The sequence below is a fragment of the Oceanospirillum sanctuarii genome (assembly GCF_002150805.1).
Taxonomy (GTDB): Bacteria; Pseudomonadota; Gammaproteobacteria; order Pseudomonadales; family Halomonadaceae; genus Oceanospirillum; species Oceanospirillum sanctuarii.
Genome location: NZ_MTBA01000007.1, coordinates 75,399 through 101,446, shown reverse-complemented (window position 1 = coordinate 101,446; position 26,048 = coordinate 75,399). Strand labels below are relative to the sequence as shown.

General features: G+C 52.4%; 17 protein-coding genes. 11 read left to right on the top strand and 6 right to left on the bottom strand.

Annotation, left to right across the window (positions count from 1 at the left end):
• Positions 1 to 3 precede the first annotated feature (3 nt).
• Complete coding sequence (locus tag BV405_RS13535; RefSeq protein WP_086481428.1) at positions 4 to 4,851, bottom strand: NAD-glutamate dehydrogenase; 4,848 nt, start codon at positions 4,849 to 4,851, stop codon at positions 4 to 6.
• A 442-nt stretch (positions 4,852 to 5,293) separates the two neighbouring features.
• On the opposite strand from BV405_RS13535, the gene BV405_RS13530 reads away from it, so the two are divergent.
• From BV405_RS13530 to BV405_RS13505, 6 genes are all read left to right on the top strand, one after another.
• Positions 5,294 to 6,268: an AAA family ATPase gene (locus BV405_RS13530; RefSeq protein ID WP_086481427.1), complete on the top strand. Its 975-nt coding sequence runs from the start codon at positions 5,294 to 5,296 to the stop codon at positions 6,266 to 6,268.
• Entirely contained in the window at positions 6,268 to 7,245 is a 978-nt protein-coding gene (locus BV405_RS13525; RefSeq protein WP_086481426.1) for a DUF58 domain-containing protein, read from the top strand. Before BV405_RS13530 ends, BV405_RS13525 begins: the two co-directional genes overlap by 1 nt.
• Positions 7,246 to 7,421: 176 nt before the next feature.
• Entirely contained in the window at positions 7,422 to 7,916 is a 495-nt protein-coding gene (locus BV405_RS13520; RefSeq protein WP_086481425.1) for a DUF4381 domain-containing protein, read from the top strand.
• Positions 7,895 to 9,010 carry a vWA domain-containing protein gene (locus tag BV405_RS13515; protein ID WP_245832332.1) on the top strand — a complete coding sequence of 372 codons (1,116 nt, stop codon included), beginning with the start codon at positions 7,895 to 7,897 and terminating at the stop codon, positions 9,008 to 9,010. The genes BV405_RS13520 and BV405_RS13515 overlap by 22 nt, the downstream gene beginning before the upstream one ends.
• 2 nt (positions 9,011 to 9,012) lie before the next feature.
• The gene (locus BV405_RS13510) at positions 9,013 to 10,974 is read left to right on the top strand and encodes a VWA domain-containing protein (RefSeq protein ID WP_086481424.1); all 1,962 of its coding nucleotides are present in this window, start codon (positions 9,013 to 9,015) and stop codon (positions 10,972 to 10,974) included.
• Positions 10,968 to 12,689 carry a BatD family protein gene (locus tag BV405_RS13505; protein ID WP_086481423.1) on the top strand — a complete coding sequence of 574 codons (1,722 nt, stop codon included), beginning with the start codon at positions 10,968 to 10,970 and terminating at the stop codon, positions 12,687 to 12,689. Before BV405_RS13510 ends, BV405_RS13505 begins: the two co-directional genes overlap by 7 nt.
• Positions 12,690 to 12,838: 149 nt before the next feature.
• Here BV405_RS13505 and trmA read toward each other — a convergent pair whose 3' ends face one another.
• Positions 12,839 to 13,939: a tRNA (uridine(54)-C5)-methyltransferase TrmA gene (trmA, locus tag BV405_RS13500; protein ID WP_086481422.1), complete on the bottom strand. Its 1,101-nt coding sequence runs from the start codon at positions 13,937 to 13,939 to the stop codon at positions 12,839 to 12,841.
• Between the two features lie 187 nt (positions 13,940 to 14,126).
• Between trmA and BV405_RS13495 the strand changes: the two genes are divergently transcribed.
• The gene (locus BV405_RS13495; protein ID WP_086481421.1) at positions 14,127 to 15,569 is read left to right on the top strand and encodes a hypothetical protein; all 1,443 of its coding nucleotides are present in this window, start codon (positions 14,127 to 14,129) and stop codon (positions 15,567 to 15,569) included.
• Between the two features lie 124 nt (positions 15,570 to 15,693).
• Here the strand turns inward: BV405_RS13495 and BV405_RS13490 are convergent, their stop codons facing one another.
• From BV405_RS13490 to BV405_RS13480, 3 genes are all read right to left on the bottom strand, one after another.
• Positions 15,694 to 16,053 (bottom strand): TraR/DksA family transcriptional regulator, encoded by a 360-nt coding sequence (locus BV405_RS13490; protein ID WP_245832331.1) that lies wholly within the window; start codon positions 16,051 to 16,053, stop codon positions 15,694 to 15,696.
• 141 nt (positions 16,054 to 16,194) lie between these two features.
• Complete coding sequence (locus BV405_RS13485; protein WP_086481420.1) at positions 16,195 to 16,434, bottom strand: HP1242/YdcH family protein; 240 nt, start codon at positions 16,432 to 16,434, stop codon at positions 16,195 to 16,197.
• Between the two features lie 330 nt (positions 16,435 to 16,764).
• On the bottom strand, positions 16,765 to 17,238 hold the full coding sequence (locus tag BV405_RS13480) for a PACE efflux transporter (RefSeq protein WP_176330163.1): 474 nt from the start codon (positions 17,236 to 17,238) through the stop codon (positions 16,765 to 16,767).
• A gap of 230 nt (positions 17,239 to 17,468) precedes the next feature.
• On the opposite strand from BV405_RS13480, the gene BV405_RS13475 reads away from it, so the two are divergent.
• From BV405_RS13475 to BV405_RS13460, 4 genes are all read left to right on the top strand, one after another.
• The gene (locus BV405_RS13475) at positions 17,469 to 18,353 is read left to right on the top strand and encodes a LysR family transcriptional regulator (protein WP_086481418.1); all 885 of its coding nucleotides are present in this window, start codon (positions 17,469 to 17,471) and stop codon (positions 18,351 to 18,353) included.
• A 226-nt stretch (positions 18,354 to 18,579) separates the two neighbouring features.
• On the top strand, positions 18,580 to 19,386 hold the full coding sequence (locus tag BV405_RS13470) for a phosphate/phosphite/phosphonate ABC transporter substrate-binding protein (RefSeq protein ID WP_086481417.1): 807 nt from the start codon (positions 18,580 to 18,582) through the stop codon (positions 19,384 to 19,386).
• 80 nt (positions 19,387 to 19,466) lie between these two features.
• On the top strand, positions 19,467 to 22,235 hold the full coding sequence (locus tag BV405_RS13465; RefSeq protein WP_086481416.1) for a hybrid sensor histidine kinase/response regulator: 2,769 nt from the start codon (positions 19,467 to 19,469) through the stop codon (positions 22,233 to 22,235).
• 15 nt (positions 22,236 to 22,250) lie between these two features.
• Positions 22,251 to 23,888, top strand: coding sequence for a GGDEF domain-containing response regulator (locus BV405_RS13460; protein WP_086481415.1), 1,638 nt, complete (start codon positions 22,251 to 22,253; stop codon positions 23,886 to 23,888).
• Between the two features lie 80 nt (positions 23,889 to 23,968).
• On the opposite strand, the gene BV405_RS13455 is transcribed toward BV405_RS13460, so the two are convergent.
• Positions 23,969 to 26,011, bottom strand: a complete 2,043-nt coding sequence (locus tag BV405_RS13455) for a methyl-accepting chemotaxis protein (RefSeq protein ID WP_176330162.1) — start codon at positions 26,009 to 26,011, stop codon at positions 23,969 to 23,971.
• Positions 26,012 to 26,048: the final 37 nt, after the last annotated feature.

Genomic DNA, 26,048 nt, shown 5'->3' with positions numbered 1-26,048 from the left:
ATATTATGCCTCCATTTGCATCTGTGCCAAGTCAAACAGCTCACGCATCGCTACCGAGTAGATCGGGAAGTCAGCTTTGTTGCCAGACTCGATCTCACGCAGAATAGTCTGCCAGCGGTTAACCTGATGCTGGTGACGCTTCATCCACTGAGTCACACGACCTTCAACTTCCAGTGCACCGTCTTCCATCTGAATCACACTGATCGCCAGAGCGCGGCTCTGCCAATCCAGATCGTCACGGAAGGTTTCACGGGCCAGAGCTTCCCAGCTGTCGTGAACGTGCAGTTGAGTGATCTTCTGGCTGATCCACTGCAGATCCAGCTGATGACCCAGTTCGAAGTACACTTCAGCAACGCGCTGCAGTTTCTCACCGGTTGCGCGCTCTGCTTCAACAATACCCAGCAGAGAGTACAGACCGGAGGTTGCCGCAACCTGATCCGCCAGCGCTTCAGGAACACCTTTGCTGATCAGTTCTTCACGACGCTTGTTCCAGTTCTCCAGCTGCGCACCACGCAGACGCTCACCGATACCTTCGCTCAGCATGCGTACTTTCGGCTCGTACAGTTCGATCACATCACGTACCGGCAGGTTCGCCAGATGCGGACGCAGGAACCAACGGGTTGCACGGCGGATCAGACGCATCAGTTCCAGCATCATGTCGTACTGAACCGAGCTGTCTACGCGGTTATCCAGCTGCTCGATCTGTTTCCACAGGTTGTGGATACCGAACACTTCACGGGTTACCACGTAAGCACGTGCAATCTCAGCAGCTTCTGCACCGGAAGAGTCGATCAGACGGTGAATGAAGGCGATACCGCCGTAATCCACCAGATCGTTCGCCAGCTGAGTCGAAACGATTTCACGCTTCAGACGGTGGTTGTACATCGCCGGCTTGTACTTCTCGACCAGAACCTGAGGGAAGGCACGCTCCACTTCACGCTCGATAAAGCTGTCATCCGGTACTTCAGTCGCCAGCAGCGCCTGTTTCAGATCAGACTTCGCGTAAGAGATGAGTACAGACAGCTCTGCACGGGTCAAACCTTCGCCCTGATTGAAACGCTCCAGCAGCTCATCATCACCCGGGATAAATTCCAGCTCACGGTTCAGTTTGCCTTCACTTTCCAGCGCGTTGATAAAGCGACGGAACTGGCCGATGCCTTCTTTCGCCATAATCTTAGCCAAGCTCAGCGCCTGAGACTGGCTGTAGTTGTTCTTCAGAACCAGATCACCAACTTCTTCGGTCATCGCTTCCAGCAGCTGGTTACGCTGCTTCTCGGTCATATCACCCTGCTCAACCAGTTCAGCCAGCAGAATCTTGATATTTACCTCGTGGTCGGAACAGTCCACACCACCTGCGTTATCGATAAAGTCAGTGTTGGATGCACCGCCATGCAGACCGTATTCGATACGGGCACGCTGAGTCACACCCAGGTTACCACCCTCACCCAGTACACGGGCACGCATCTGGTTACCGTTGATACGCAGGCCATCATTCGCCTTATCACCAGCATCCGCATGGGTTTCGCTGGTCGCTTTCACGTAAGTACCGATACCACCGTTCCAGACCAGATCAACCGGTGCTTTCAGAACCGCAGAGATCAGATCGTTTGGTGACAGGTGATCTTCCTGAATATCAAAACGCTCTTTCATCTGAGGCGTGATCACGATGGACTTCGCCGAACGGGCAAAGATACCGCCGCCTTCAGAGATCAGTTTTGCGTTGTAGTCTGCCCAGCTGGAGCGTGGCAGATCAAACATACGCTTACGCTCACGGAAGCTGCTCAGAGCATCCGGATTCGGATCAACGAAGATGTGCAGGTGGTTAAAGGCACAAACCAGCTGAATATGCTCAGACAGCAGCATGCCGTTACCGAATACGTCACCGCTCATATCACCGATACCCACAACGGTGAAGTCTTCGTTCTGTACATCATGACCGAATTCACGGAAGTGACGCTGTACAGAAACCCACGCACCACGGGCAGTAATACCCATTTTCTTGTGGTCGTAACCGTTAGCACCACCGGATGCGAACGCATCTTTCAGCCAGAAACCGTGCTCTTCAGAGATGCTGTTAGCGATATCGGAGAAGGTCGCAGTACCTTTATCCGCAGCAACAACCAGGTACGGATCGTCTTCATCGTGACGCACAACCTGCTTGGGTGGAACCACGTCACCGTCAACCAGGTTATCGGTCACATCCAGCAGAGCGTTGATAAAGGTTTTATAGCAAGCGATACCTTCCTGCAGGATATCGTCACGATCACCACTGGCCGGAGGACACTTACTGACGAAACCACCTTTCGCACCCACAGGCACGATCACAGAGTTCTTAACCTGCTGGGCTTTAACCAGACCCAGAACTTCAGTACGGAAGTCTTCGTGACGGTCAGACCAACGCAGACCACCACGGGCCACTTTACCGCCACGCAGGTGAACACCTTCCACCCGTGGAGAGTATACGAAGATCTCGAACATAGGACGCGGCAGCGGTACATCCGGAATCTGCTTGGTATCCAGCTTGAAGGAAACGTAGGACTTGATGCCGCCTTCGTTATCCAGCTGGTAGAAGTTAGTACGCAGGGTCGCCAGCATCAGCTGCATGTAGCGACGCAGAATCATATCTTCAGTCAGAGACTGAACCTGATCCAGAGACTCTTTGATGCGGTTAACCAGAGCTTCCTGAGCCGCATCGGTATAAGTCGCCGTCGGATCAAAGCGCAGGGTGAACAGCTCAAGCAGCATGCTGGTGATATCAGCGTGGTTGCCCAGAGTGGTTGCGATATAGCCCTGATCGAAGCTGAAACGAATCTGCTTCATGTACTTAGCGTAAGCACGCAGAACCGTTACCTGACGCCAGTTCAGACGGGAAGTCAGTACCAGACGGTTAAAGCTGTCGTTTTCTGCAGAACCGTTCCAGATCTGTTCAAAGGCTTCCTGGAAAACATCACGAACTTCAACCAGAGGTGCATCCAGCTGACCGGAAGATGGCTCCAGAGCAAAATCGTGAACCCAGATCACTTCACCATCGCTACGGGTAATCTCGTATGGGTGCTCACCCACAACACGCATGCCCAGATTTTCCAGAACCGGAATCACATCAGACAGTGGCAGCTGCTCGTTCTTGTGGAACAGCTTGAACTGCAGGTGGTTGTTTTCTGCTTCCAGCTGACGGTAGAAAGACATGGTCACAGAACGCTGTTCGTTCAGCTCATCGATGTAACCGATATCGAATACCGCAGTACGTGGGCTGTAGTCTTCACGGTAGCTTGCAGGGAAAGCATCACGGTACAGACGCAGGTACTGGTTGGCTTTCTCTTCGCCATAACCTTCAACCAGCGCTTCTGCCAGATCGTCACTCCAGGAGCGAACCACCTGAATCACTTTCTTCTCAATCGCGCGAATATCGTACTTAGGCGGAGTATCGCCATTGAAACGCAGAATCAGCTGAGAACGAGCCAGAACGGACTCGGAGAAGTAGGTGTGGAATTCATTACCGTGGGCATCCAGCTCTTCACACAGCAGGTCACGCAGCTTGTGGCGCAGCTCCGTGCTGAAGATGTCACGCGGTACGTAAACCAGGCAGGAGAACAGCTTACCGAAGCGGTCTTCACGGATGAATAGACGTACTTTGCGGCGCTCACGGATATTCATGATGGCAACAGCTGTCTCGGTCAGCTCGTGCAGACCGATCTGGAACAGGTCATCGCGAGGATACACTTCCAGAATCTGAATCAGCTGCTTACCGTTGTGGCCGTTCGGATCCAGACCGGAAGCCTGCAGAACCGCCTGAATTTTCTTACGCAGAATAGGAACATTACGCGGGGTTTCGTTGTACACAGAAGCAGTGTACAGACCCAGGAAACGGCTTTCGCCAACCAGGTTGCCCTTGTCATCAAAACGCTTGATACGGATGTAATCCGGGTACGCAGGACGGTGAACACGTGCGTGCTCAGGAGCTTTTGCAAAGGTCAGAAGTTCAGGGATCAGTACAAACTGACGGCCATCCAGCGCCAGCTCGTTACGGTCCTGAGGATTGTAACGAGGATCATCCAGTTTCAGGACACCCATTTCAGAACCCGGAACCAGCTTCAGAACCTTCTTGCCATCTTCGTCGGCAACTTCATATTCGTCATAACCCAGGAAGGTGAAGTGTTCGTCGTTCAGCCACTTCAGGAAATCAACCGCCTCGTTGACATCTTCTTCTGCCAGGTGCGCCGGACGGCTTGCCGCCAGAGCATCAACCAACTCGAAGCATTTCTGCTCCATGTGGTCAAAATCTTCAACGGCGGTGGAAACCTCACCCAGAACCTCTGCCAGACTTGCGCTTAGCTCATCCAGTTCAGCCTGATCGGTGTGACGATCCACTTCAACGTAGATCAGAGACTCAGCGCTGCCGCCTTTTTCGAAGCTTTCGCTACGGCCTTTCAGTTCCTGCATCTGACCTTTGTCATCACGCAGGAAGTTCAGAACAGCGTTGTGGATAGAGTGAACCGTTAAGCCACGACGGTTCAGTTCGATACGAACGGAGTCCACCAGGAAAGCCATGTCACGTTGCAGCACTTCAATAACGGTGTGCGTTGACTGCCAGCCGTGCTGTTCGAAATCCGGGTTGTAAACACGGATCTTAGGCTCTTTATTGTCGTGCTTCTGTACGAAGTTCCACGCAGAAACCGTTGCACCGTACAGATCGTCCGAACGACGTTCAGCCAGCTCTTCCAGAGAAGCGGATGCGTAGTACAGGCTAGCAAAGGTAGAGATATCTTTTGCCTGCTTATCGGAAAACTTTTGTGCGAGCTGGTCTTCCAGAAGACCGAGGAACTGTTTATGACCTTCACTGGCTTGATACATCGTCAAATAACCTCAGAGATGATACCGGGATGACTTTATGTGACTTTAATCCATAAAAAACAGGCATAACCGCCTGTCTCATTTGGAATAGCTTTGATGAAAACATAGTACAAATCAACCACCGTACCGACCATGTATTACAAAAAAGCATAGGGGAAGAAGCGAACAACATAAGAGGTCGCTTTATCAGGCCAAAAACTGCACAGGAGCGACCTTTTGTGGTGCTTATTGTTCATTCCCGATCAAAGTTTAGTTTAAAAATCAGCCGATTACTTTTCACGGAACCCCATCCCAATTCCTTGATCAGAACCCTAGCCAGCCAGAAAGCAATCTCGCTATACTCGCGGACTGTCTTACTGACCGGTCTATCAGCTGAACAAGTGTTGAACAGCAGCTGAGTCCTGTTTGCCCCGACAAGCCACCAGACAATGTAAGGATGACCATGAGTGTTCGCGACGCGTTTCAGTCACTGAATGACCACTTAAAAAGCCAGATCATCGGGCAGGAAACTCTGCTCAGTCGCCTGTTAATTGCATTGCTGGCTGATGGCCACCTGTTAGTCGAAGGCCCACCGGGACTGGCAAAAACCAAGGCGATTAAATCCCTGTCGGATTGCCTTGAAGGTGATTTCCAACGTATTCAGTTCACTCCTGATCTTTTGCCTGCGGATATCACAGGCACAGATATCTATCGACCGGAGCACAACAGTTTCAGCTTCCAACAAGGCCCCGTGTTTAACCACTTTGTACTGGCGGATGAGATCAACCGTGCGCCAGCCAAAGTTCAGGCTGCACTACTGGAGGCGATGGCAGAACGTCAGGTAACCGTGGGTAATACCAGCTATCCACTGCCGGAAACCTTTCTGGTGATGGCGACCCAAAACCCGATCGAGCAGGAAGGCACCTACCCGCTGCCAGAAGCTCAGCTGGATCGCTTTCTGCTGCATACCAACCTGAACTACCCCAGCGCCGAAGCCGAACTTGAGATCCTTCGCCTGATCCGTAACGAAGAGAAAAATCGTCTCGATAGCGATCACAACGCCGACGAAGTACCCACCGTCAGCCAGCAGCAAATTATTCAGGGCCGTAAAGAGGTGCTGGAGATCTACATGGCAGAAAGTATCGAGCAATATATCGTGCATCTTGTCGATGCCACCCGCCGTCCGGATCGCTACAACAAAGATCTGGCGCAGTGGATCGAATACGGCGTCAGCCCCCGTGCCACTCTGGCACTGGATCGATGCGCCCGCGCTCATGCCTGGCTGGAAGGTCGTGACTTCGTGACACCTGAAGATGTTCAGGCGATGGTGCCGGATGTATTCCGTCACCGCCTGCTGCTGCGTTATGAAGCAGAAGCCGCTGGTTTCAGTGCTGATCAGATTGTTGCCCATCTGCTGCAACAGGTTCCGGTGAGTTAATGCTGCAGTCGGCCTGGCAACAGATCCGAAAAAGCCTGCAGCCGGAACATCAGCTGCAGGGCTCTGCCCCCTTTTTGCCGGAACTCCGGCTGGATCAGCTTACCCTTCTGCAGGAACATAAAAACCTGTTGGGGCTGAATTTGCGCTCGCCGACAGGTTCTACACTTGCCGGTCAGCACAGATCACGACAACAGGGTCGTGGTATGGAACTGAGTGAGATCCGCAACTACCAGCCCGGCGATGATATCCGTCTGATGGACTGGAAAGTTACCGCCCGCACCCGGCGACCGCACACAAAGGTCTTTATGGAAGAGCGGGAACGCCCAGTCCATCTGGTAGTGGATCTCTCCGCATCCATGCTCTTTGGCAGCGACCGCAGTAAAGCGGAGCAGGCTGCCAATACCGCCGCCATTCTTGGCTGGGCATTAAGTTATCAGGGTGACCGTTGCGGTGGCCTGGTTTTTAACGGCCATGAGACCCGACTGATCAAACCCAAAGCCCGCCATAAAGGTTTGCTGCCACTATTGAAAAGCAGCTGCGATCTTGGTCAGCAGATCACTGACAAAGCCAGTCGCGCCAAACCCGGCCGTATGAACCAGGTTTTGCGCCAGATTGCCGCCCAACCGGGGCACGGCAGCCTGATCGTACTGATCAGCGACTTCTGGTCACTGGATCTGGAAGAAGCATCAGCATTGAGCCAGCTCAGCCGAAATCACAATCTGGTGGCGGTTCAGATCAGCGACCCACTGGAACGTGAACTGCCCGGCGGCTCCTGTTTTCTCACCGATGGCAAACAGGATTATTACTACGACGGCACCCGCTCTGAAGAGCAGGAGCGCTACCGAAAAGAGTTTGACCTGCATCAAGCAGCGCTGAAGCAGCGCGTGCAAAAGGCACGGGGGCACTTTATATCTCTCTCCACACAGGAGAAACCGGCTGACAAACTGAAACAGTTTTTTGCCAAAGGTTCCCGGTAAAATCCGCTTTAAACCGGTATAATCCCGAACCCTGTTTTGGTATAAAAAGCCTGATACAACAAACAGATATCTGAACATCAGATAAATTGTCGAAACAGATAAACACCGTCAGAATCATCTGATCATTACAACAAGATTCATCACAGATAATCAGAGCTCGGCAGGAGCCCCGCTTAATGAGCACCGCACAAGTTACCCAAGAGGCCTCCAGACTGCTGGAGCAACTAAGAGATATCCATATTCCGGAGCCAACCGGAGGCTGGACACCCAGTCTGAACGCCTGGTGGATCTCGGTTGCCAGTATCATTACCGTTCTGGTCCTCGGTTTTCTGATTCGCCGTTACTACCTGCGTACCCGTACCCGCCGTTACGCTCTGAATGAGCTGGAGCTAATGCGCACACGTTTTGGTGAACACGGCCAGAACCAACGTCTTCTTAATGAACTGAATATGCTGCTGCGCCGTATGGCGATGATCAACTATGAGCGGGAAAAGATCTCTCCTCTGGCTGGTAAACACTGGCTGGAGTTTCTGGATCGCAGCGGCCGCACCAAAGATTTCAGCAACGGCGAAGGTCGGGTGCTGATTCAGGCTTATGAACCCTCCCCTGAGGCTTTCGATGAGAACGCCCTGATCGAGGTGGTGAAACGGTGGATCAAGCGTCAGCTTTAAGTACCCTCACCCAGCTGGAGATTTTCTCCGGCCCTCTGGCATTCCTGGAGCAGATCTCTTTTATCTGGCCCTGGGTTTTCCTTATGCTGCCCCTGCCCTGGCTGGTTTATCGCTTTATGCAACCGGCCGCCCCACGCCATTACCGTCTCAGGGTGGCCTGGCTCAGCTCCCAGCAAAGCGTTAAAAGCGGCACCCTGCGCAATCAGCGCAAAACCCTGCGCTTATTGGTCGGCAGCTGGCTCTGGTTACTACTGATTGTCGCGACTGCCCATCCGCAATGGATCGGTGAGCCTCAGCCATTACCTAACAAAGGGCGTGATCTGATGCTGGCGGTGGATATCTCCGGCAGTATGCAGATGGACGATATGGTGCTGAATAAGCAGCGTATCGACCGCCTGACAGCGGTCAAAAATATCGTTTCGGACTTTGTGCTGCGTCGTGAAGGCGATCGTTTGGGGCTGATCGTTTTTGGTACTCAGGCCTACCTGCACGTTCCTATGTCCCATGACCGTAAAACCGTTTCTGCCCAGTTAAATGAGATCCAGCTGCGTATGGCCGGAGATCAGACTGCCATCGGCGATGCTATAGGTCTTGGGGTAAAACGCCTGAAAGAGCAGCCGGAAGATGGCCGTATTTTGATTCTTCTGACCGATGGTGCTAACACTGCCGGTGCCATCGATCCGATTCAGGCTGCGCAACTGGCAGCAGGACAGAAGCTGAAAATCTATACCATAGGTATCGGTGCCGATGAACTGGAGGTGGAAACCCTCTTCGGTCTGAGTCGCCGGATCAACCCTTCTCAGGATCTGGATGAGATCACCCTGCGCAATATCGCCCGGGCAACCGGCGGTAATTACTTCCGCGCCCGTAGTACCGAAGAGCTGGACGCGATCTACAAGGAACTGGATCGTCTGGAACCGATCGAACAACAGGCGCAGGTATTTCGTCCGCGACACAGCCTGATGCACTGGCCGCTGCTGCTGATTTTCGCGTCCCTGATCTCTGCCTTCGCCGGTCGTTGGTTCCTGATCTACTGGCGACAACAAGCCAGCGAAGCCGATCAGGTAGCAAATAATTTGCAGGGTAAGGACTGACCTTGGAACTACTGGATAGCTTTCATTTTTCCCGCCCATGGGCGCTGATACTGATACCTGTGGTCATTATTCAGGTGCTCTGGTATCTGAGATTCCGTCATGCCAGCAATCCGTGGCAGGATCGGATGCGCCCAGACCTGCAGCAACAGCTGCTGGCAAAACCTGAGAAACAACCCAGTTACCTGCTCTGGACAATGCTTGCTTTGAGTCTGACCGGCATCGCTTTGGCCGGCCCCAGCTGGAGCCAGCAATCACGACCCGCTCTGATCAAACAGGATAATCTGGTCATAGTGCTGGATCTGTCTCTGTCGATGCTGGCTGAGGATCTGCCGCCCAACCGGATTACCCGCAGTAAACAGAAGCTGCAGGATCTGCTCAGACAGCGTAAAGAAGGTATGACCGCGCTGGTGGTCTATAGTGGCGATGCTCACACAGTAACGCCTCTGACCCAGGACACCGCCACCATTCGCAACCTTTTGCCTGCCCTTGACCCTCTGATGATGCCGAAACTGGGCAGTGCTGCCGAAGTGGGCATCAGTAAGGCAGTAGAACTGGTTCGCCAGTCCGGCTTTCAGAAAGCCCGACTGTTACTGATCACTGACGGACTGGATCAGGCGGCTCAGCAGGGCATCCGAAAACAGCTGCCGAAAAGCATGAGCCTCAGCATTATGTCAGTGGGAACCGAAGCGGGAGCACCGATTCCGCTGGATGATCAGGGGTTTGTCAAAGACCAGAAAGGTAACGTGATTATCAGCCAGCTGGAACAGAGCGCGTTAGATAGCTTTGCCGATTCGGTACAGGCACTGATACACCCGATCACGCTGGACGAGGAAGACCTCAATTACCTGCTACCGGTAGAGATCGACCAGCAACAGATTAAAGAGACTCAGGCGCAATTACCCCTCTGGATCGAACAGGGACACTGGTTCCTGCTGCCGGTACTGCCTTTGGTGGCATTGGCATTCCGCCGCAACTGGTTGCTGATGCTGCCGTTATTGATTCTGATATCAGCCCCGAAACCGGTATTCGCCTTTTGGCCTGCTGACCCGCAAAGCGAAGGTGAAGAAGCCTTTCAGGAAGGTCACTACGATCAGGCAGAAGCGTTACTGGAAGATCCACTTTGGCGAGGAAGCGCCTACTACCGCCAGAAGGACTATCAGCAGGCGATTAACGAGTTTGCCAAGAGCGACACACCACAGGCGCACTACAACCGGGGCAACGCCCTAGCCAAACTTGGCCGCCTAGATGAAGCCATGAGCGCCTACAGCAAAGCGCTGGAACAGAATCCTGCTCTGAAAGATGCCGAGCACAACCGCTCTCTGGTGGAAGAACTCCTGAAACAGCAGCAAGACCAACAAAACCAGCAGCAGGATCAGAGTAACGAAAGCCAAAACCAGCAATCTTCCGGTCAACCTTCTTCTGAACAAGCGTCTTCCGAACAACCGTCTTCCGAACAGCAGGGCCAGTCTGACCAAAGCCGGCAAAATGGCCAGTCAGGTGAGAACAGCTCGCAGCAGCCCAACTCTCAGCAATCGGCCCAAAACCAGCAAGCCCCTGATAACGATTCATTCAATGGCTCCGGAATGTCACCAAACCAGAGTGCAGACAGCCAAAACCTTGTTGATGGCCAGAATGAAGATTTTGGTCCCGATGATGACTCTGCCATGTTTGGTAATCCCAACGAAAATTATGCCAGCAAGGATGAAACACTGGATCAGTCGGTGCTGGATAAACTGGCTGAACAACAGAAAAAACAGCTGCTGCAAAAACAACAGCAGGCAGACCAGAACTCATCAGCTGCAGGAGTGCCGGGTGCCAGCGAAGGCATGAGCGAGGAAGAACTCTCTCTTGAGCAGTGGCTGCGGCGGATTCCCGACGATCCTGCAGGTCTGCTGCGCCGAAAATTTGAATATGAAGCCAATCAGCGCCGTGAACCGCTGCCTGAAGGACGAGCACCATGGTAAGCCCGATTCAAAACCGATTATCGTTCATCCACCTGCTAACCGTATTTTGTCTGTTGTCCAGCTGCCTGCTATTTGCAGGCATCTCAGCGGCCAGCGAACTGGAAGCCAGCGTTGACCGTAACCGGCTGACAGAGAACGAAAGCGTCACCCTGTTTCTGAAAGCACCGGGGCTGCAACTGACCGGTGAACCGGAACTCAGTGAGCTGCATCAGGACTTTGAGGTTCTGGCACAGCAGGTACGCACTAATATACAGATCGCCAACGGTCAGAACCTTTCCGAGCGCGTCTGGGAAATATCCCTGTTACCCCGCCGCACCGGCACTCTGATCATTCCTGCAATCACCATTGGCGATGCCAGCAGTCAACCGATTACCCTTGAGGTGCAACCGGAACCGGCCAACACCCAGGCCAGTGCCGATGTCTTTCTGCACAGCGAGATCGACCACAGCGACACCATTTATGTGCAGCAGCAGCTGATCTACACCCTGCGCCTCTACTATGCCACCAGCATCTCAGATCACGGCCTGACGGATCTGGATCTGGATAACGTGTTGCTGGTACAACTGGGTAACCGCAAAGACTTTGAAGCCCGAATCGATGGCCGCCTCTACAATGTTGCCGAGTGGCAGTTTGCGCTTTATCCGCAAAGTAGCGGCGAACTGGTGATTCCACCACAAACCTTCAGCGGACGGGTGAGGATTCAGAATCGCTACTCTCTGGGCGGTCTGAAACATATCCGTATTCAAAGCCCGGAACACAAGATCAATGTCCTGCCGGTTCCGGATGCTTTCCCCGCCAACGCCCAATGGCTACCCGCTAAAGACTTAACGCTCAGTCAGGAGTGGAGTGGCAACTACGCACAATGGCAGGAAGGCACGCCTCTGACCCGTAAGCTCACCCTTGAAGCTCAGGGGCTGACCGCAGCACAACTACCACCTCTGGTGATGTCACCCATGCAGGGTGTGCGTCAGTATCCGGAACAACCTCAGCTGAATGAGCGGCCGGAAAATCTGAATCAGAAAGGTGCCGGTATGGTGGGCGAGAAAACCCTGAGTATTGCCCTGATTCCAACAGAGTCCGGTGATCTCAATCTGCCGGAGATTCGGGTGCCCTGGTGGAATACCGAAACCGACCAGCTGGAATACGCGACTCTTGATGCTCTGCCACTGACCATCAGTGCCGACCCGAACAAGGTAAAAGAACCCCAGCCTGTTGCCCCTGCTAATAACCCGAACCAGCAAGCTCTGCTTGTGCCGCAAGGTGAAGACAACAGCTTTATCTGGCAGATCTGCACCCTGATCTTTGCTACCTTAAGTGCGGTACTTGCCACCTTCCTCTGGCAGAGCAAACAACAACTTACCTTTGCCCGACAGCAGCTGTTCCATGGCATGACAGTGGGTGGTGCAATCGCTTCTCAAAGTAATGCCGCTGCTGTGGAAGAGAATCCTATCTTCCGGCAGGCACTGCTCAACGCCTGTCAGCAGAATCAGGCCAGAGCCGCATGGGATGCGTGGCAGAAGTGGCAGCGTCTTGAAGCTCCCCAAACCACACCGGAGTTTGATCAGGCACTGCACCAGTTGCAGATGGCGCTATTTGGTCCGGATGCTCAGCCGGAAAACTGGCAGGGTAAAGATCTGGCAAACGCCAGTGAAGGTGTTAAACGTGCTGCCAAATCGAAAGATCAGCCGCTGCCGGAGCTTTATCCCAGCCAGTAGCGCCAGCCCCTTAAAAGCCTGCTCCCTTAAAGCCAGAAAAGACAAAGCCCGATGAACCCCCTTTAACCTTGGCTATTCATCGGGCTTTTTTTGCTTCGGGAACAGGACTTTCCGGCCTGCTCCGGGAAAGCTAAGGACAAGTCAGAAAATCAGCGGCGCACCATAAAGACACCGCTTTCGATGTGGTGGGTGTACGGGAACTGGTCAAACATGGCAAAGCGAACCACTTTGTGGGTTTTATTCAGCTCAACCAGATTGTCGTGCAGGGTATCCGGGTTGCAGGAAATATAGATGATGTTGTCGTACTGAGCGATCTGCTGCACGGTATTGTCATCCAGACCGGCACGTGGTGGATCAACCAGTACGGTGCTGAAGTTGCGGTTTTCCAGATCAAAACCTTCCAGACGGCGCATCTCAGTTTTACCCGCCAGCGCCTCGCTGAACTCTTCACTGGAAACACGGGCCACCTGCACATTTTTGATGCCGTTACGCTCGATGTTAAAGTGCGCAGAACGAACAGAAGTCTTGGAGATCTCGGTCGCCACCACATGATCAAAGTTTTCTGCCAGCGCCAGGGTGAAGTTACCGTTACCGCAGTAAAGCTCCACTAAGTCACCGCCAACGCCTTTGCTGACATCCACCGCCCAGTTAAGCATCTTTTCACACAGCGCTGCGTTTGGCTGGGTGAAACTGTTCTCCACCTGTTGGTATTCCAGCGTACGCTCACCAACCTGCATGGTTTCAATCACGTAATCCACATCCAGCACCAGACGCTGTTTACGGCTACGGCCAATGATGCACACGCCCAGTTTGGTTTGCAGCTCACGGGCCAGTACTTCCCACTCATCACCCAGAGCGCGGTGATAGATCATAGTGATCAGGGCTTCACCGGATTGGCTGGTCAGAAACTCTACCTGAAACAGACGACGGCGCAGTTCCGGCACATCGCGGATCTCGTCCAGCAGCGCAGGCATCAGCTCGTTAATACGTTCATTCGCCACCGGGTACTGATCCATACGCACAGTTTTGCGGTCGGTTTTCGGATCTTCACCGATATCGAACATTACATAGAAGAGGTCATCACCCTTGTGCCAAACACGAAACTCGGCACGCATACGGTAGTGGCTGGCTGGCGACTCAAAGACTTCCAGCTCTGGCGGATTAAAAGCTGCGAATTGCTCACGAATCCGGTTGGCTTTCTCTTCAAGCAGAGCGGTATAGTTTTCAGGTTCAACAACAGGTAGGGCCACGGAATAACCTCAACGTTCGGTAGAGTGATCACTGGCTGAAGGACAGTGTTTTACAAGGGCGCAGAGCATAACAGGAAATCCCCACAGCTCAAGTCCAGCAGGCCCAAGGCTGATTGATTATTTCTCAATTTGCCCCTCTGCCACCGCTCGAAAAAGCCCTGCCATCAGCGTATGATGCGCCTATCTAATGGTCAGTTCTAACACCAACTCAATTTTCAGCTGGCAGGTCTCTGTGTCTCAGACTACCGATTGCAGCATTCAAACCTCGCTTTCTTCCCAATCCGGGCAGCCTCACGAACCTGAGCTGTCGCAGCCACAGCCTCCGGTTAGTCCAGAGGATAAGCCTTCTTTACGCTATCAGCTGATCGGTGGCTGTATGGCATTGGCGTTGCTGCTGACCGCCACTAATCCCATTACTCATTTATCGCTGATCTGGCCGGGGCTGCTGCTCTGGAGTGCTTTGGCGCTCAGCTGGAGTCAGCTGGCGATTGCAACCCGTCGTCAGGCAGGTCTTCTGATGCTGGTGGGTGTTGGCGGTATGGGCTGGGGTGTTTTTCAGGGGGCTGATCTGCCCTGGCAAACGGCGATCAGCTCCAACGGTAATCTCTTGGCGATGCTGATGGCGGTGAGTTTTCTCTCCATGGTTGCCGCAAAAGAACCCAATGAAGAACCTGAGGCTCTGCCGGAAGGCCGCTCAGCTCTTAAACAGACCCTTGCGGGAGTTCATCTGTTTGGCGCTGTGATCAATATGTCGATTGTTTTTATCATGGCGGATCGCTTTGCCTTCGCAAGCCATGACGGCAACACGCTGAAGAATACCCAGCATCAGGTTTTGTCCCGGGCATTTTGTGCAGGAGCTTTCTGGTCGCCTTTCTTTGCGGCAGTCGCAGTGGCGCTTACCTATGCGCCGGGAGCCAACCTGTTAACCCTGATGCAGGCGGGTATTCCACTGGCGATTACCGGTGTGCTTATCACCTACTTTGAACTGCGCCCCAAGGCGGAGTCCTTTACCGGCTACCCGATGCAGATCGGCAGTCTTGCCTTACCGGCATTTCTCGCCCTTGCGGTGATCAGCGCTCACTACCTGTTCCCGACACTTTCTGTCCTGCAGATTATCAGTATTCTGTCGCCGCTTACCGCCATTGGCGTGCTGCTGTTTAAGCGTAAGTCGGTAGTAAAGAAACTGAGAAATCACACCAATAATCGCCTTGCCCGTATGGGCAATGAACTGGCGCTTTTTCTGGCGGCGGGCACGATGGCGGCAGGGCTGGGAACTCTGTTTACGCTGTATGCGGATCAGCTACCGATTCCTCAACTGACGCCTTTGGTTACCTCGTTACTGCTTCTGACCATGCTGGTGCTGTCACTGCTTGGCGTGCACCCTGTAATCAGTATCGCGACCATCAGCGGGCTGATGCTTCCGACCCAGCCCCCGATGGATCTGCTGGCGATGATATTCCTGGCCAGCTGGGCGATTGGCACAGCCTGCAGCCCTATGTCCGGCATGAATCTGTCTTTGCGGGGACGCTACTTTATCAGTGCCAAACAAGCCCTCAGAAACAACCTGCATTACGGTGTGATTATGTGGCTGATCACCAGTGCGTCTCTCTGGTATTACAATCCTCTATAACTCCCTCCTTATAACTACAACCCGCTATAGCAAGCCTGTAGATAGCCAACCAAAATAAAAAAGGTGCTGTCAGAACGACAACACCTTTTTAGAAAACGGGTAAATTTTTTTGGGGGGGGAAGAATCAGTCCGCGCATTTCACGCAGAATGTGGTCTCCGGCAGGATCTGAAGGCGCTCCGGTGCGATCTCATCACCGCAGCTTTCGCAAATACCGTATTCACCTTCTTCAATACGTTTCAGCGCGGCTTTGATCTGCTCAATGCTGTGCAGGGTTTCGTTACCGATCTCTTCCAGCACTTCATCATTTTCCCGCTCCTGCGCCTGTTCTGCAGAATCACTGGAATGCGCCTGAGACACATCGCGCTCAATATGATTCAGTCGGGAGGTTAATCCCTCCAGCTCCGCGCTCAGTTTGTCTTTAATCGCTTGAATATCCATAAACACAACCACCTTGTTGATCGGGCTTCGACTCAGACTTTCCAAAAACACAATCCATCCAAGCCGATGCTAAAAACAAAAAGGTCGCAGACTTCGTAACAATGAAGCTGCGACCCTCGATCTATTCTGGCTGAGTGAATCATCTAATAAGCAGAGGATTCACTCACAGGCTAACCAAAGAACCGGTTAGGCCTTTTTCAGCATAGCAAACATTTCATCTTTCAGTTTCAGGCGGCGCAGCTTGGCAGCTTCTTCCACTTCAGTGGCGACCGGCTTCTGCTCAGACTCCATGTTTTCAACATCTTTAGTCAGATCATGGTACTCATCAAACAGTTTACGGAAGTGCGCGTTGCCAACTTTCAGCTCGTGAATCTGTTCTTTGAATTCAGGCAGCTCGCTTAGCAGGTCATGATGTTCAATAGGCATAATCGTTCTCCTTGGTTGTTTTCAGAGTCCCTGTTTATTTAACTTGAGATTCAAAGAAAAAATTCAATGTCACACTTCGAATCTGAAGCCCTAACCTCTTGAGTTAACGGGTTATTTAGGAATCTCTGCTTTAACTCCAGACTACGCCTCCTGTAGCTTTATGTACTGATTCACGTCAAAAAAAAGCCCCGGATAACAAAGTTATCCGAGGCAACCGTTACACTTGAGAAAGCAGTAACAAAATCGGTAAAGAAATGGGAACAACAAGAACCTTCAACCTTATCTCTGCCTCGGTTCAGTAGTACAGAGTGTCTTCTGATTACGTGATATTCAGGCAGCTTCACCGCTGACAAAAACGTCATCTTCAGGCTGAGTAACCGGGAACACGCGGTCATAAACCCAGGTGAAGCCCATGGTGTAGAACACGATAAAGGCCATTACCAGAGCATCCATCGCCAGCGCCTGCCAGATAGCAATATCCAGCCACCAGGTCACAATCGGCAAAGAAGTCGCGGTCAGCGCAATTTCCAGACCAATCGCATGCATCACACGCTGACCACCGGTACGCTCCGTTGGCACAACACCACGCTTGGCATCAAATTTGTCGAAGAAGTAGTTGTAGATCATGTTGATGATCATCGCCTTGGCCGCCAGAATCAGCGTCAATGCAGCTGTATCTGCCGTTTCTTTATCAAAGACAAAGGCGATCGCCGGAGCCAGAAACAGCAGCAACAGCGCTTCAAAAGCCAGAACGTAACGAATCCGGTCAAGACCTGAACGAATCACAATTTTTTTATCAGCCATCAACTTACCCTCCATCGCTCTGCCCTATCGACTTACAGGCAGATCAAAATCTCATCAGCGCCCTGGCGCTACATCATTTGTCTGTTCCGAAAACACCCCGGCTAACGCTTTATAGCCCTGTAGAAGATGTTCTCGATGGATGGGCATTCTATGGATTATTATGATAAAACAAAGTTAGTTTCTATCTGATTTAGAGATAGATTGTCTGATGATCCAAAAGGCAAACCATCATGCCCAATCCCGACCAACTCAATGCTTTTATTGCTGCCGCCGAGACCGGTTCTTTTTCCGCCGCCTCCCGTCGCCTGAAGAAAGCGCAGTCCGCAGTCAGTAACGCCATTATCAATCTGGAGATCGAAACCGGCGTTGAGCTTTTCGACCGCAGCAAGCGCAACCCCGTACTGACGGAAGAGGGGGAAACCCTGCTCCGCTCGGCCTATGCCATTATGGAAAGCCATCACGATTTTATGAGCCACGCCATGGCGCTGAACGCCGGTGAAGAGAGCCACCTTTGTCTGGCTATTGAGCAAAACGTCTCCGCTCAACCTCTGGTGGAGTTGTTGGTCGTGTTTGAAGAGAAGTTTCCCCATATCGAGCTGGAACTGCTCGACCCCGGCACCAGCGATGTCGCCAGCCTGTTAAGAAGCGGTCGTGCTGATCTGGGACTGATGATGGAGCAGGAACATTACCCCAAGGGCTTTATGTTCCGGGGCATAGGCCACTCGCGGAAAATTCCCGTTTGCAGCAAGCATCATCCGCTGGCGAAGCTGGAACAGGTCAGCCATAGTGATCTAAGGCGCTATCGCCAGCTGGTGCCCCGCAGTCTGGATCTTGAAGATAAAAGTCACGAAGCCCAGATTCTCAGTCCTAAGGTCTGGTATGCAGAAAGCCCCTTTGTGATCGCTGAGGTTTTGTCCGCAGGTCTGGGCTGGGCGTCTCTGCATGAAGCCATTGTGAAAGAACAGCTGGAACAGGGTTCTCTGGTCGCCCTTAAGCGAACCTATCAGCAGGATGCTTCCCTGCAGGGGGTTGATGTGGTCTGGAGCCGACACAAGCCTCTGGGCAAGGGCGGACAATGGCTGTTGAACGAGTGCTTTAAGCTTAATGTTGGCTAGTCGCTGAAGAACATACGCAGCGGCTATCAAACACAGCGGTTTCCTAAAACGCTATAGCCACTTTTTCTTTAGGGATGAAAGCCGGGGTAAAACCTAATTTAATAGAGCCTGATCAAAGAGTTGTGAGTTTTGAAGCACCAGTTCTCAATCTAGTCTTTTGGGTGCTTGAATCTGTTTCCTCAGAGGGGGACAATTAATTATGCATATAAAATATAAGGTTTAAATCATGCGCACTTTTCTGGCCTCGCTTCTGCTTCTGCTATCTCTGAACGCAACTGCCCAAACGATTACGGTAGGTATCGTGCCTCAGTTTGCGGTGAAAAAGCTGCACGGTATCTGGCAACCTATTCTGGATGAGCTGCATAAAGAAACCGGCTACGACTTTGTTTTCCGGGGCGCACCGGATATTCCAACCTATGAGAAAGAGTTTCTGGCGGGTCAGTTCGATCTGGCTTACATGAATCCTTACCATTATCTGGTGGCTGAAAACATTTATCGTCCCTTGGTACGCGATACCGGCCGTCAGCTGTACGGCATTGTGGTTGTACCCAAGGACAGTGAGTTTAAATCTCTGGCCGACCTGGATGGCAAAATGATTGCTCTGCCGGCTCCTAACGCACTGGGCGCATCCCTGATGACACGCGCGGCTATGACCAATGAGTTTGGTATCAACTACTACACCAAGTACGTGAAGACCCACTCATCTGTTTATCTGAATGTCGCGCTGGGTAAAGCAGCTGCAGGCGGTGGTGTTCAGAAAACCTTTAACCAGCAACCTCAGCGCATTAAAGATCGCCTGCGGGTGCTGTATCAGACCAAGAAAGTTTCCCCGCATCCGGTGGTGATCAACAAGCGTTTGCCGGAAGAGGTCGGACAAAAAATTCAGGCAGCCTTTATCAAGATCGCTTCGACCGAAGAAGGCCGTGAACTGCTGAGCAAGATCCCGATGAAGAAGTTGGGTGTGGCGCAAATTTCCGATTACGACGATGTTCGCGCACTGAATCTTGATCCTTTCTTCGAAAAACATAACTGATTTTTGAGACACCTACTGCTACCCCACTTCCCGGCCAGCAATAACACGGCCAGCTGGGAACAATACAGGACAGAAGATCTATGAAACTGCAGCGCAAAATTTTGCTGCCTTCTCTGATCGCGTTTGCGTCTCTGGCACTGATCCTTCGTTGGTTCATTATGCCCGCAGAAGTAGAGCAACAAACCGCCATGGCGATGCAGGAACAGCAGCGCCAGCTGGGAGTGCTTGCGCCTATCATTGCTGAAGAGATGCTCTCCGGTGATATCGCCCGTATCCATGAGATTCTGGAAAACGAAGAACAGGGCCACTCCCTGTGGGCAGCGATCAGCCTGTACGATAAAGAAGATTTTATGCTTTATCCCTTCGACACACCCGAACCTCCACGGGGGATAGATTACGGCCGTCTGGAGCATCAGATTCTCTGGTCCGGTGAGCCCATGGGCAAACTGATTCTGGAGATGGATACATCGGACGTTAAACGACGCATCAACAACCAGATCAGACAGTTTGAAGCCCTGATTCTGGGCGTTGTGGTTCTTCTGTCTCTGATCGGGATGTTCTGGAACCGAAAAACCGTTATCAAGCCGGTTACCGGTCTGGTTAAAGCGGCAAATGCCCTGAAAAAGGGTAACTTTGATGCCCCTCTGCCTCCGGTCAGTAACGATGAGCTGGGTGAGCTCAACCAAACCTTCGACCGAATGCGGGCAGCTTTGAAAGAAGCCCAGATCAGCTCCCAAAGAGACAACGAGCGTCTGCAGCAGGCCAATGCCGCCATTGAAGAGAAAAACCGGGAACTGCAGGAAGCTCTGATTCAGGCTGAAGCCGCTGCCAAAGCTAAAAGTCAGTTCCTTGCCATGATGAGCCACGAGATCCGCACACCGATGAATGGTGTTCTGGGCATGGCGGATATCCTGAAAAACAGCTCGCTGGATGATCAGCAGCGCCAGCAGCTGGATATTATCCGCAGCTCCGGCGAATCTCTGCTCAATATCCTGAACGATATTCTCGACTTCTCCAAAATCGAAGCCGGTCAGCTCACCCTGTCACCCACTGACTGCAATATCGACCTGCTGGTTGAACAGGTTTGCCAGCTGTTTGCCAGTAATGCCCGTAAGAAAGGACTGGAAGTTATCCCGCTGCCGACCTCTGTACTCAAGCATCACGTACTGGTCGACAGTGGTCGTCTGGAGCAGATTCTGTCCAATCTGGTCAGCAACGCCATCAAGTTTACTGAGCAGGGTCGGGTGGATCTGAGGGTCAGCCTGCAGGAAAGCAACGACAGCAACTGTCGCCTGCGCTTTGAAGTGATCGATACCGGTATCGGCATTACCGAAGAAGCTCAGAAAAAGCTGTTCCGCAGCTTTGTTCAGGCGGATGAAACCACCACCCGTAAATTTGGTGGAACCGGCCTTGGCCTTGCGATCTGTAAACAACTGGTCGAGCTGATGGGCGGTGAAATCGGCATTAAGAGTCAGCCCGGTATCGGCACAACCGTTTGGTTTGATCTGACACTGGATAAAACGCTGCCGATTGAACAGGATCTGCCAAAAGAGACCATCGATCAGGTCAGCAAGATTCTTGTGGTTGACGATATTGAAACCAACCTTGAGTTACTGCGCGCCTTTATGGCGAATCAGCCTCATCTGGAATGTGACTTTGTCAGTTCGCCGCTTGAAGCCTTTGAAAAGCTCGATCAGAGCCATGATAGCGGCCAACCCTATCAGCTACTGATCACCGACCATCTGATGCCGGAAATGAGCGGCTATCAGCTGATCTGCAAGATTCTACAAGGTGAATGGCTGCAGAAACCTAAGATTCTTATGCTCTCCTCTGATAAGGAGCAACCGCCTGAGTGCGACACCCCAGCCTGCAAACCGGATGCGATGCTGGAGAAACCGGTCAGACAGAAACGCCTGCTTCAGGAAGTGTATCGCCTGCTGCAAAAAGAGCAGCCGGAAGCCGATATTCCAGAATCTGGCAAAGCCTCTGAGTCGGTTCAGACTCCAACGCCTCTGAACACCCGTGATCAGCTGCAGATTCTTCTGGTAGAAGATGTGGAAGTGAATCAGATGGTGGTCAACGGCATGCTGGCCAATATGGGGCTATCTGCAGACTGGGCAGAGAACGGCCAGATCGCGGTGGAAAAAGTCACCGAGGGTTTCTATGACCTTATCCTGATGGATATTCAGATGCCGGTTATGGATGGCTACGAAGCATCACGCCAGATCCGTGCCTTTCAGGAAGAGAACCTGCTACCGCAAACACCGATTATCGCCCTCACAGCTCACGCTATGAAAGGCGATATGGAGCGCTGTTTTGATGCCGGTATGAACGACTACCTGACCAAACCCATCAGTGGCGACAAACTGAAAGCTGCGCTGGATCACTGGCTGGATGCATCCAGCCGAACTGGCTCGCTGGCAGAAAATGCCACAGGGATGCCTGCAGAGGAATCCTTGCCATCCTCTGCTCAGGCAAACTCAGGTGCCAGTGCCGATGAAGAGAATCACGAAACACCCCGACTGAATATGGCCACCCTCGCCCGTCTGGAACGTGAACTTGGTGGCGATATATCGCCCATCTACAAAGAGTTTATTCCGGCACTGGAAGGCTATATCGATGAGCTGGGTGAAGCTATCGCGCAACAGGATGCCGACGCGGTAAAAAGTGTCAGTCATCGCATTAAGGGCAGCAGTCGTAATCTGGGCCTGGATCTGCTTGGAGATAATGCCCAGGCGATGGAGCAGATGGCCGGTGAGGCCATAAATACTCAGATGCATCAGCTCAACCAGCTGGCTTCCAGTTACCGACAGACTCTGTCAGAACTTCAACAACATTTCTCTTTGTAAGGACACAGCTTCACCATGGCCGAATTACGACCACGGATTCTGATTGCAGAAGACGATATCGCTACCCGCATGATGCTATCGCGTTTTGTGGAACAGCTGAATGCTGAAGCGGTATGTGCTGCCAATGGGCAGGAAGCCCTTGAGAAAGCCAGCAATATCGACCTGGCTCTTATCGATGCCGATATGCCGGTGATCAATGGCTTCGACTGCGCCCGAACCCTGAACCACAGCTATCAGGGACAGCTGCCGATTCTGATTGTGACCGCTCTGGATGACGAAGCCTCCATCGACCGGGCTTTTGATTGCGGAGCGATGGACTATGTTTCCAAGCCGATCAACTGGGCGGTTCTGAGAAACAGGGTTCATTACCTGCTTAAAGCCAGAAAAAACCAGAAGGCTCTCACCATCAGCGAATCCCGCAAAGCGGCTCTGATTCAGAACGCCGCAGATGCCATTATCAGTGTGGATAGCGAGGGGCGGATTCAGGAGTTTAATCCCGCAGCGGTATCCCTGTTTGGTTACAGTAAAGCCGAAGCCTGCAGCAAAATTAAGATCAGTCACCTGCTGCCGGAATACCATCAGCTGGAACAGAAGCTACTGGACTCTTCTGAGGACAAAAATCGCGATAACCGATACGAGTCTCTGGGTATTAACCGTCAGGGAGATAACTTTGCCATCGAGATCACCCTGTCCCACAGCGACCCGGTGGATGAACGCCTGACAACAGTTATGCTGCACGATATCAGCGAGCGCAAACGCCATGAGCAGGAGCAGCGACTGGCAGCTACCGTTTTCAACTTCTGTAACGAAGGCATCATGATTACTGATGCCAACAATGAGGTAATCGCCGTTAACCCTTCGTTTACCGATATTACCGGCTACAGTGCCAATGAAGTGATCGGGCAGGACCCGGCGCTGCTGCAATCCGGTTGTCAGGGAGAGCGCTTCTATCGTGATATGTGGCAGGACATCACTGAAAAGGGCAGCTGGCAGGGGGAGATCATCAACCAGCGCAAAGATGGCAGTAACTTTCATGAGTGGCTGTCGATCCGCACTGTGTTCGACCAGTCCGGGGAAAAAGCCCGTAACTATGTCGCCATCTTCAGCGATATCACCGATCGTAAAAAAGCTGAGCAGGAGATCTGGTGGCAGGCACATCACGACAGCCTGACCGGGTTGCCTAACCGTTCACTCTTTATGCAGACCCTGAGTCAGCAGATTGCAGAAACCGGCAAAGCTCAGCTGTTCTTTATCGATATGGATGGCTTTAAAGCGGTTAATGACACCCTGGGACATAAAAAAGGCGATGAAGTGCTGATCGAAACCGCCCAACGCCTGCAGCAGGCACTGCCGGAAAGTCGTATGATCGCACGCCTTGGCGGTGATGAATTTGTGGTGCTGTTTGAGAACGCAACTCATCTGCCAAAACTTGCGGCAGAGGCACAGCTTCTGGTCAAAGAACTGAGTAAGGCTTACCTCTGTATTCAGGGCAGTGTATCCCTTTCTGCCAGTATCGGTATTGCCGCCTATCCACAACATGCGATGAGTGCTGATGAGCTGATATCCACCGCAGATCAGTTGATGTATCAGGTAAAAGATGATGGCAAAGCCGGTGTCCGACTGCCGGATAAAAGCAATACGCTTGTTTGCTAAACCCTCACTTTGCAGCCCACACGAAAAAGCCCCGAGAGCGAACGCTCCCGGGGCTTTTTTATCAACAGCTGATAGCCCGATCAGAGTCTGAAACGGGACAGCTTCTGACCAATATCACCAGCTACCTGTTGCAGGTCTTCGCTGGCAGAAACACAGGAATCACTTTGGCTTCGGGTATGGCCCGAAAGCTGGTGAATACTGTGCAGACTTTGGGTAACTGTCTCAGCCACCGCTGCCTGCTGTTCAGCAGCCGCCGCAATGTTGTTCCCCATATCCGCGATATGGGTCATGTAGCTGCGAATCTCTTCCAGCGCGCCACGGGCTTCACCAGTACGCTCACGGCTTTCACGGGAAGCATCATTACTGGTGCTGATCGCGTTAACCGCCTGATCGATCTTGCTCTGCAGGCGTTCAACCAACTGGGTAATTTCTGCCGTAGCGCCCTGAGTACGACCCGCAAGAGTACGCACCTCATCAGCAACCACGGCAAAGCCCCGACCGGATTCACCGGCACGGGCCGCTTCAATGGCCGCATTCAGTGCCAGCAGATTGGTCTGTTCCGCAACCTCACTAATGGTGGTCATAAAGTCGCTGATGTTATTACTTTCCCTGGACACTTCCTGAATCAGAGTTGAGGCACGCTCCATCTCAGCCACCAAAGTTTCGATACTGCTGTAGATCATATTGGATGCATCATGACCTTTGGACGCTTTATCCTGCCCCTGAGCAGTCGTGTCTGCGGCATTACGGGCGTTATCGGCCACATCCGCCGTGGTCGCCGCCATCTCTTCCATGGCAGACACAACCTGCTGAATTTCAAGAGACTGCTGGTCGACGGCATTTTCGGTATTGGCACTGGCCTCTTGTACCTGACCAACACTGCCACGCAGCGCATCAGAGGCCTGACTCAGCTGCACAACAAGATCTTTCAGCCCAGCATGCATGTCGTACGTCGCTTTACGCAGCAATCGGGTTTCATTGTCACAGTCAGCATCAATGGCAATATATGCAGGCTGAACATTCAGATCCCCCTGACCTATGGTCACCAGATCCTGCGTCACTCGATGCAAAGGCGCCAAACGACGGTACAGCATGATGCCGCTGATCAGAATGATCACCAGTGTCGAAACCAACATCAGACCTATCATGGTATTACGCAGCAATACGCTGGTGGCGGCGAACTCATCGCTGTAACTGCCCAGCATCACAACCCAGCCCCAACCTTCAACCGCGCTGAAGGCAGCCAGTTTTTCACGGGCATCATCGCCGGAATCCTGATAGCTGTAACGTAAAACACCCGCCTCCTGCTGCAACAGAGCATTGAAAGGAGTACTGCCATCAACTGCTTTGATATCCAGAATATTGCTGCCGGCAAGCTCAGGATGCATCAGCACTTTACCCGGAACCTTGCTGCCTGCACCGGCAATAATCGTGGCGTAACCGGTTTCCCCAACACGCACTTTAGCCAGCGTATTTTTCAGCTCCGCCAGACCGTTTGTCAGATCAAAACCGATATAGAGTACGGCGATAGTTTTGCCTGCTTCCTGCACCGGACGATAGATGGTCATGTAATCACGGCCAAAAAGGTGCGCTACACCGTGGTAGGTTTTACCCGCGATCAGAGCTTTGTAGCCCGGGTGACCAGTGCCCAGCAGCGTGCCAAAAGCACGCTCACCACTCTGTTTTTTCAGCGAGGTGCTGATACGCAGAAAGTCGTCACCATGACGGGCAAAAACCGTTGCGGTTCCACCCGTCATACGGGTGAACTGATCAGGCTTGGTAAAGTCACCATTGATCACACCGGCTTCATCGGTTAAAGCCAGCGTACGATACTTGGCAACCTGCACTTCCTGCCCGGAAAGGCTGACGCCCTGAGGGAACATATTGAAGAAGATATCGGACAAACGCTGGGCATTCAGGAAACTGTCCTGATAGTAAAATTCCAGCATATCTGAAACGAGTTCACTCTGTTGCGTCAGCGCATCCTCCGCTTCGGCTTCCAGATTCTCACGGGATTGTTCCGTCAGAATACCCGTCATCAGAGTGTTAGCCAGAATCATCAATACAGCGATCACCATCGACAGCTGAGCCGCCAGGGATTTGTTCTGGAAATAATTCAGCATGGTTGTGAAATTCCTTTTCTGTGGTTCCGGCAACCGG

Bases quoted from the DNA above. Each gene is read 5' to 3' on its own strand.
- BV405_RS13535 (WP_086481428.1), bottom strand. From the start codon at position 4,851: ATGTATCAAGCCAGTGAAGGTCATAAACAGTTCCTCGGTCTTCTGGAA.
- BV405_RS13530 (WP_086481427.1), top strand. From the start codon at position 5,294: ATGAGTGTTCGCGACGCGTTTCAGTCACTGAATGACCACTTAAAAAGC.
- BV405_RS13525 (WP_086481426.1), top strand. From the start codon at position 6,268: ATGCTGCAGTCGGCCTGGCAACAGATCCGAAAAAGCCTGCAGCCGGAA.
- BV405_RS13520 (WP_086481425.1), top strand. From the start codon at position 7,422: ATGAGCACCGCACAAGTTACCCAAGAGGCCTCCAGACTGCTGGAGCAA.
- BV405_RS13505 (WP_086481423.1), top strand. From the start codon at position 10,968: ATGGTAAGCCCGATTCAAAACCGATTATCGTTCATCCACCTGCTAACC.
- BV405_RS13495 (WP_086481421.1), top strand. From the start codon at position 14,127: ATGGTCAGTTCTAACACCAACTCAATTTTCAGCTGGCAGGTCTCTGTG.
- BV405_RS13485 (WP_086481420.1), bottom strand. From the start codon at position 16,434: ATGCCTATTGAACATCATGACCTGCTAAGCGAGCTGCCTGAATTCAAA.
- BV405_RS13480 (WP_176330163.1), bottom strand. From the start codon at position 17,238: ATGGCTGATAAAAAAATTGTGATTCGTTCAGGTCTTGACCGGATTCGT.
- BV405_RS13475 (WP_086481418.1), top strand. From the start codon at position 17,469: ATGCCCAATCCCGACCAACTCAATGCTTTTATTGCTGCCGCCGAGACC.
- BV405_RS13470 (WP_086481417.1), top strand. From the start codon at position 18,580: ATGCGCACTTTTCTGGCCTCGCTTCTGCTTCTGCTATCTCTGAACGCA.
- BV405_RS13465 (WP_086481416.1), top strand. From the start codon at position 19,467: ATGAAACTGCAGCGCAAAATTTTGCTGCCTTCTCTGATCGCGTTTGCG.
- BV405_RS13460 (WP_086481415.1), top strand. From the start codon at position 22,251: ATGGCCGAATTACGACCACGGATTCTGATTGCAGAAGACGATATCGCT.
- BV405_RS13455 (WP_176330162.1), bottom strand. From the start codon at position 26,011: ATGCTGAATTATTTCCAGAACAAATCCCTGGCGGCTCAGCTGTCGATG.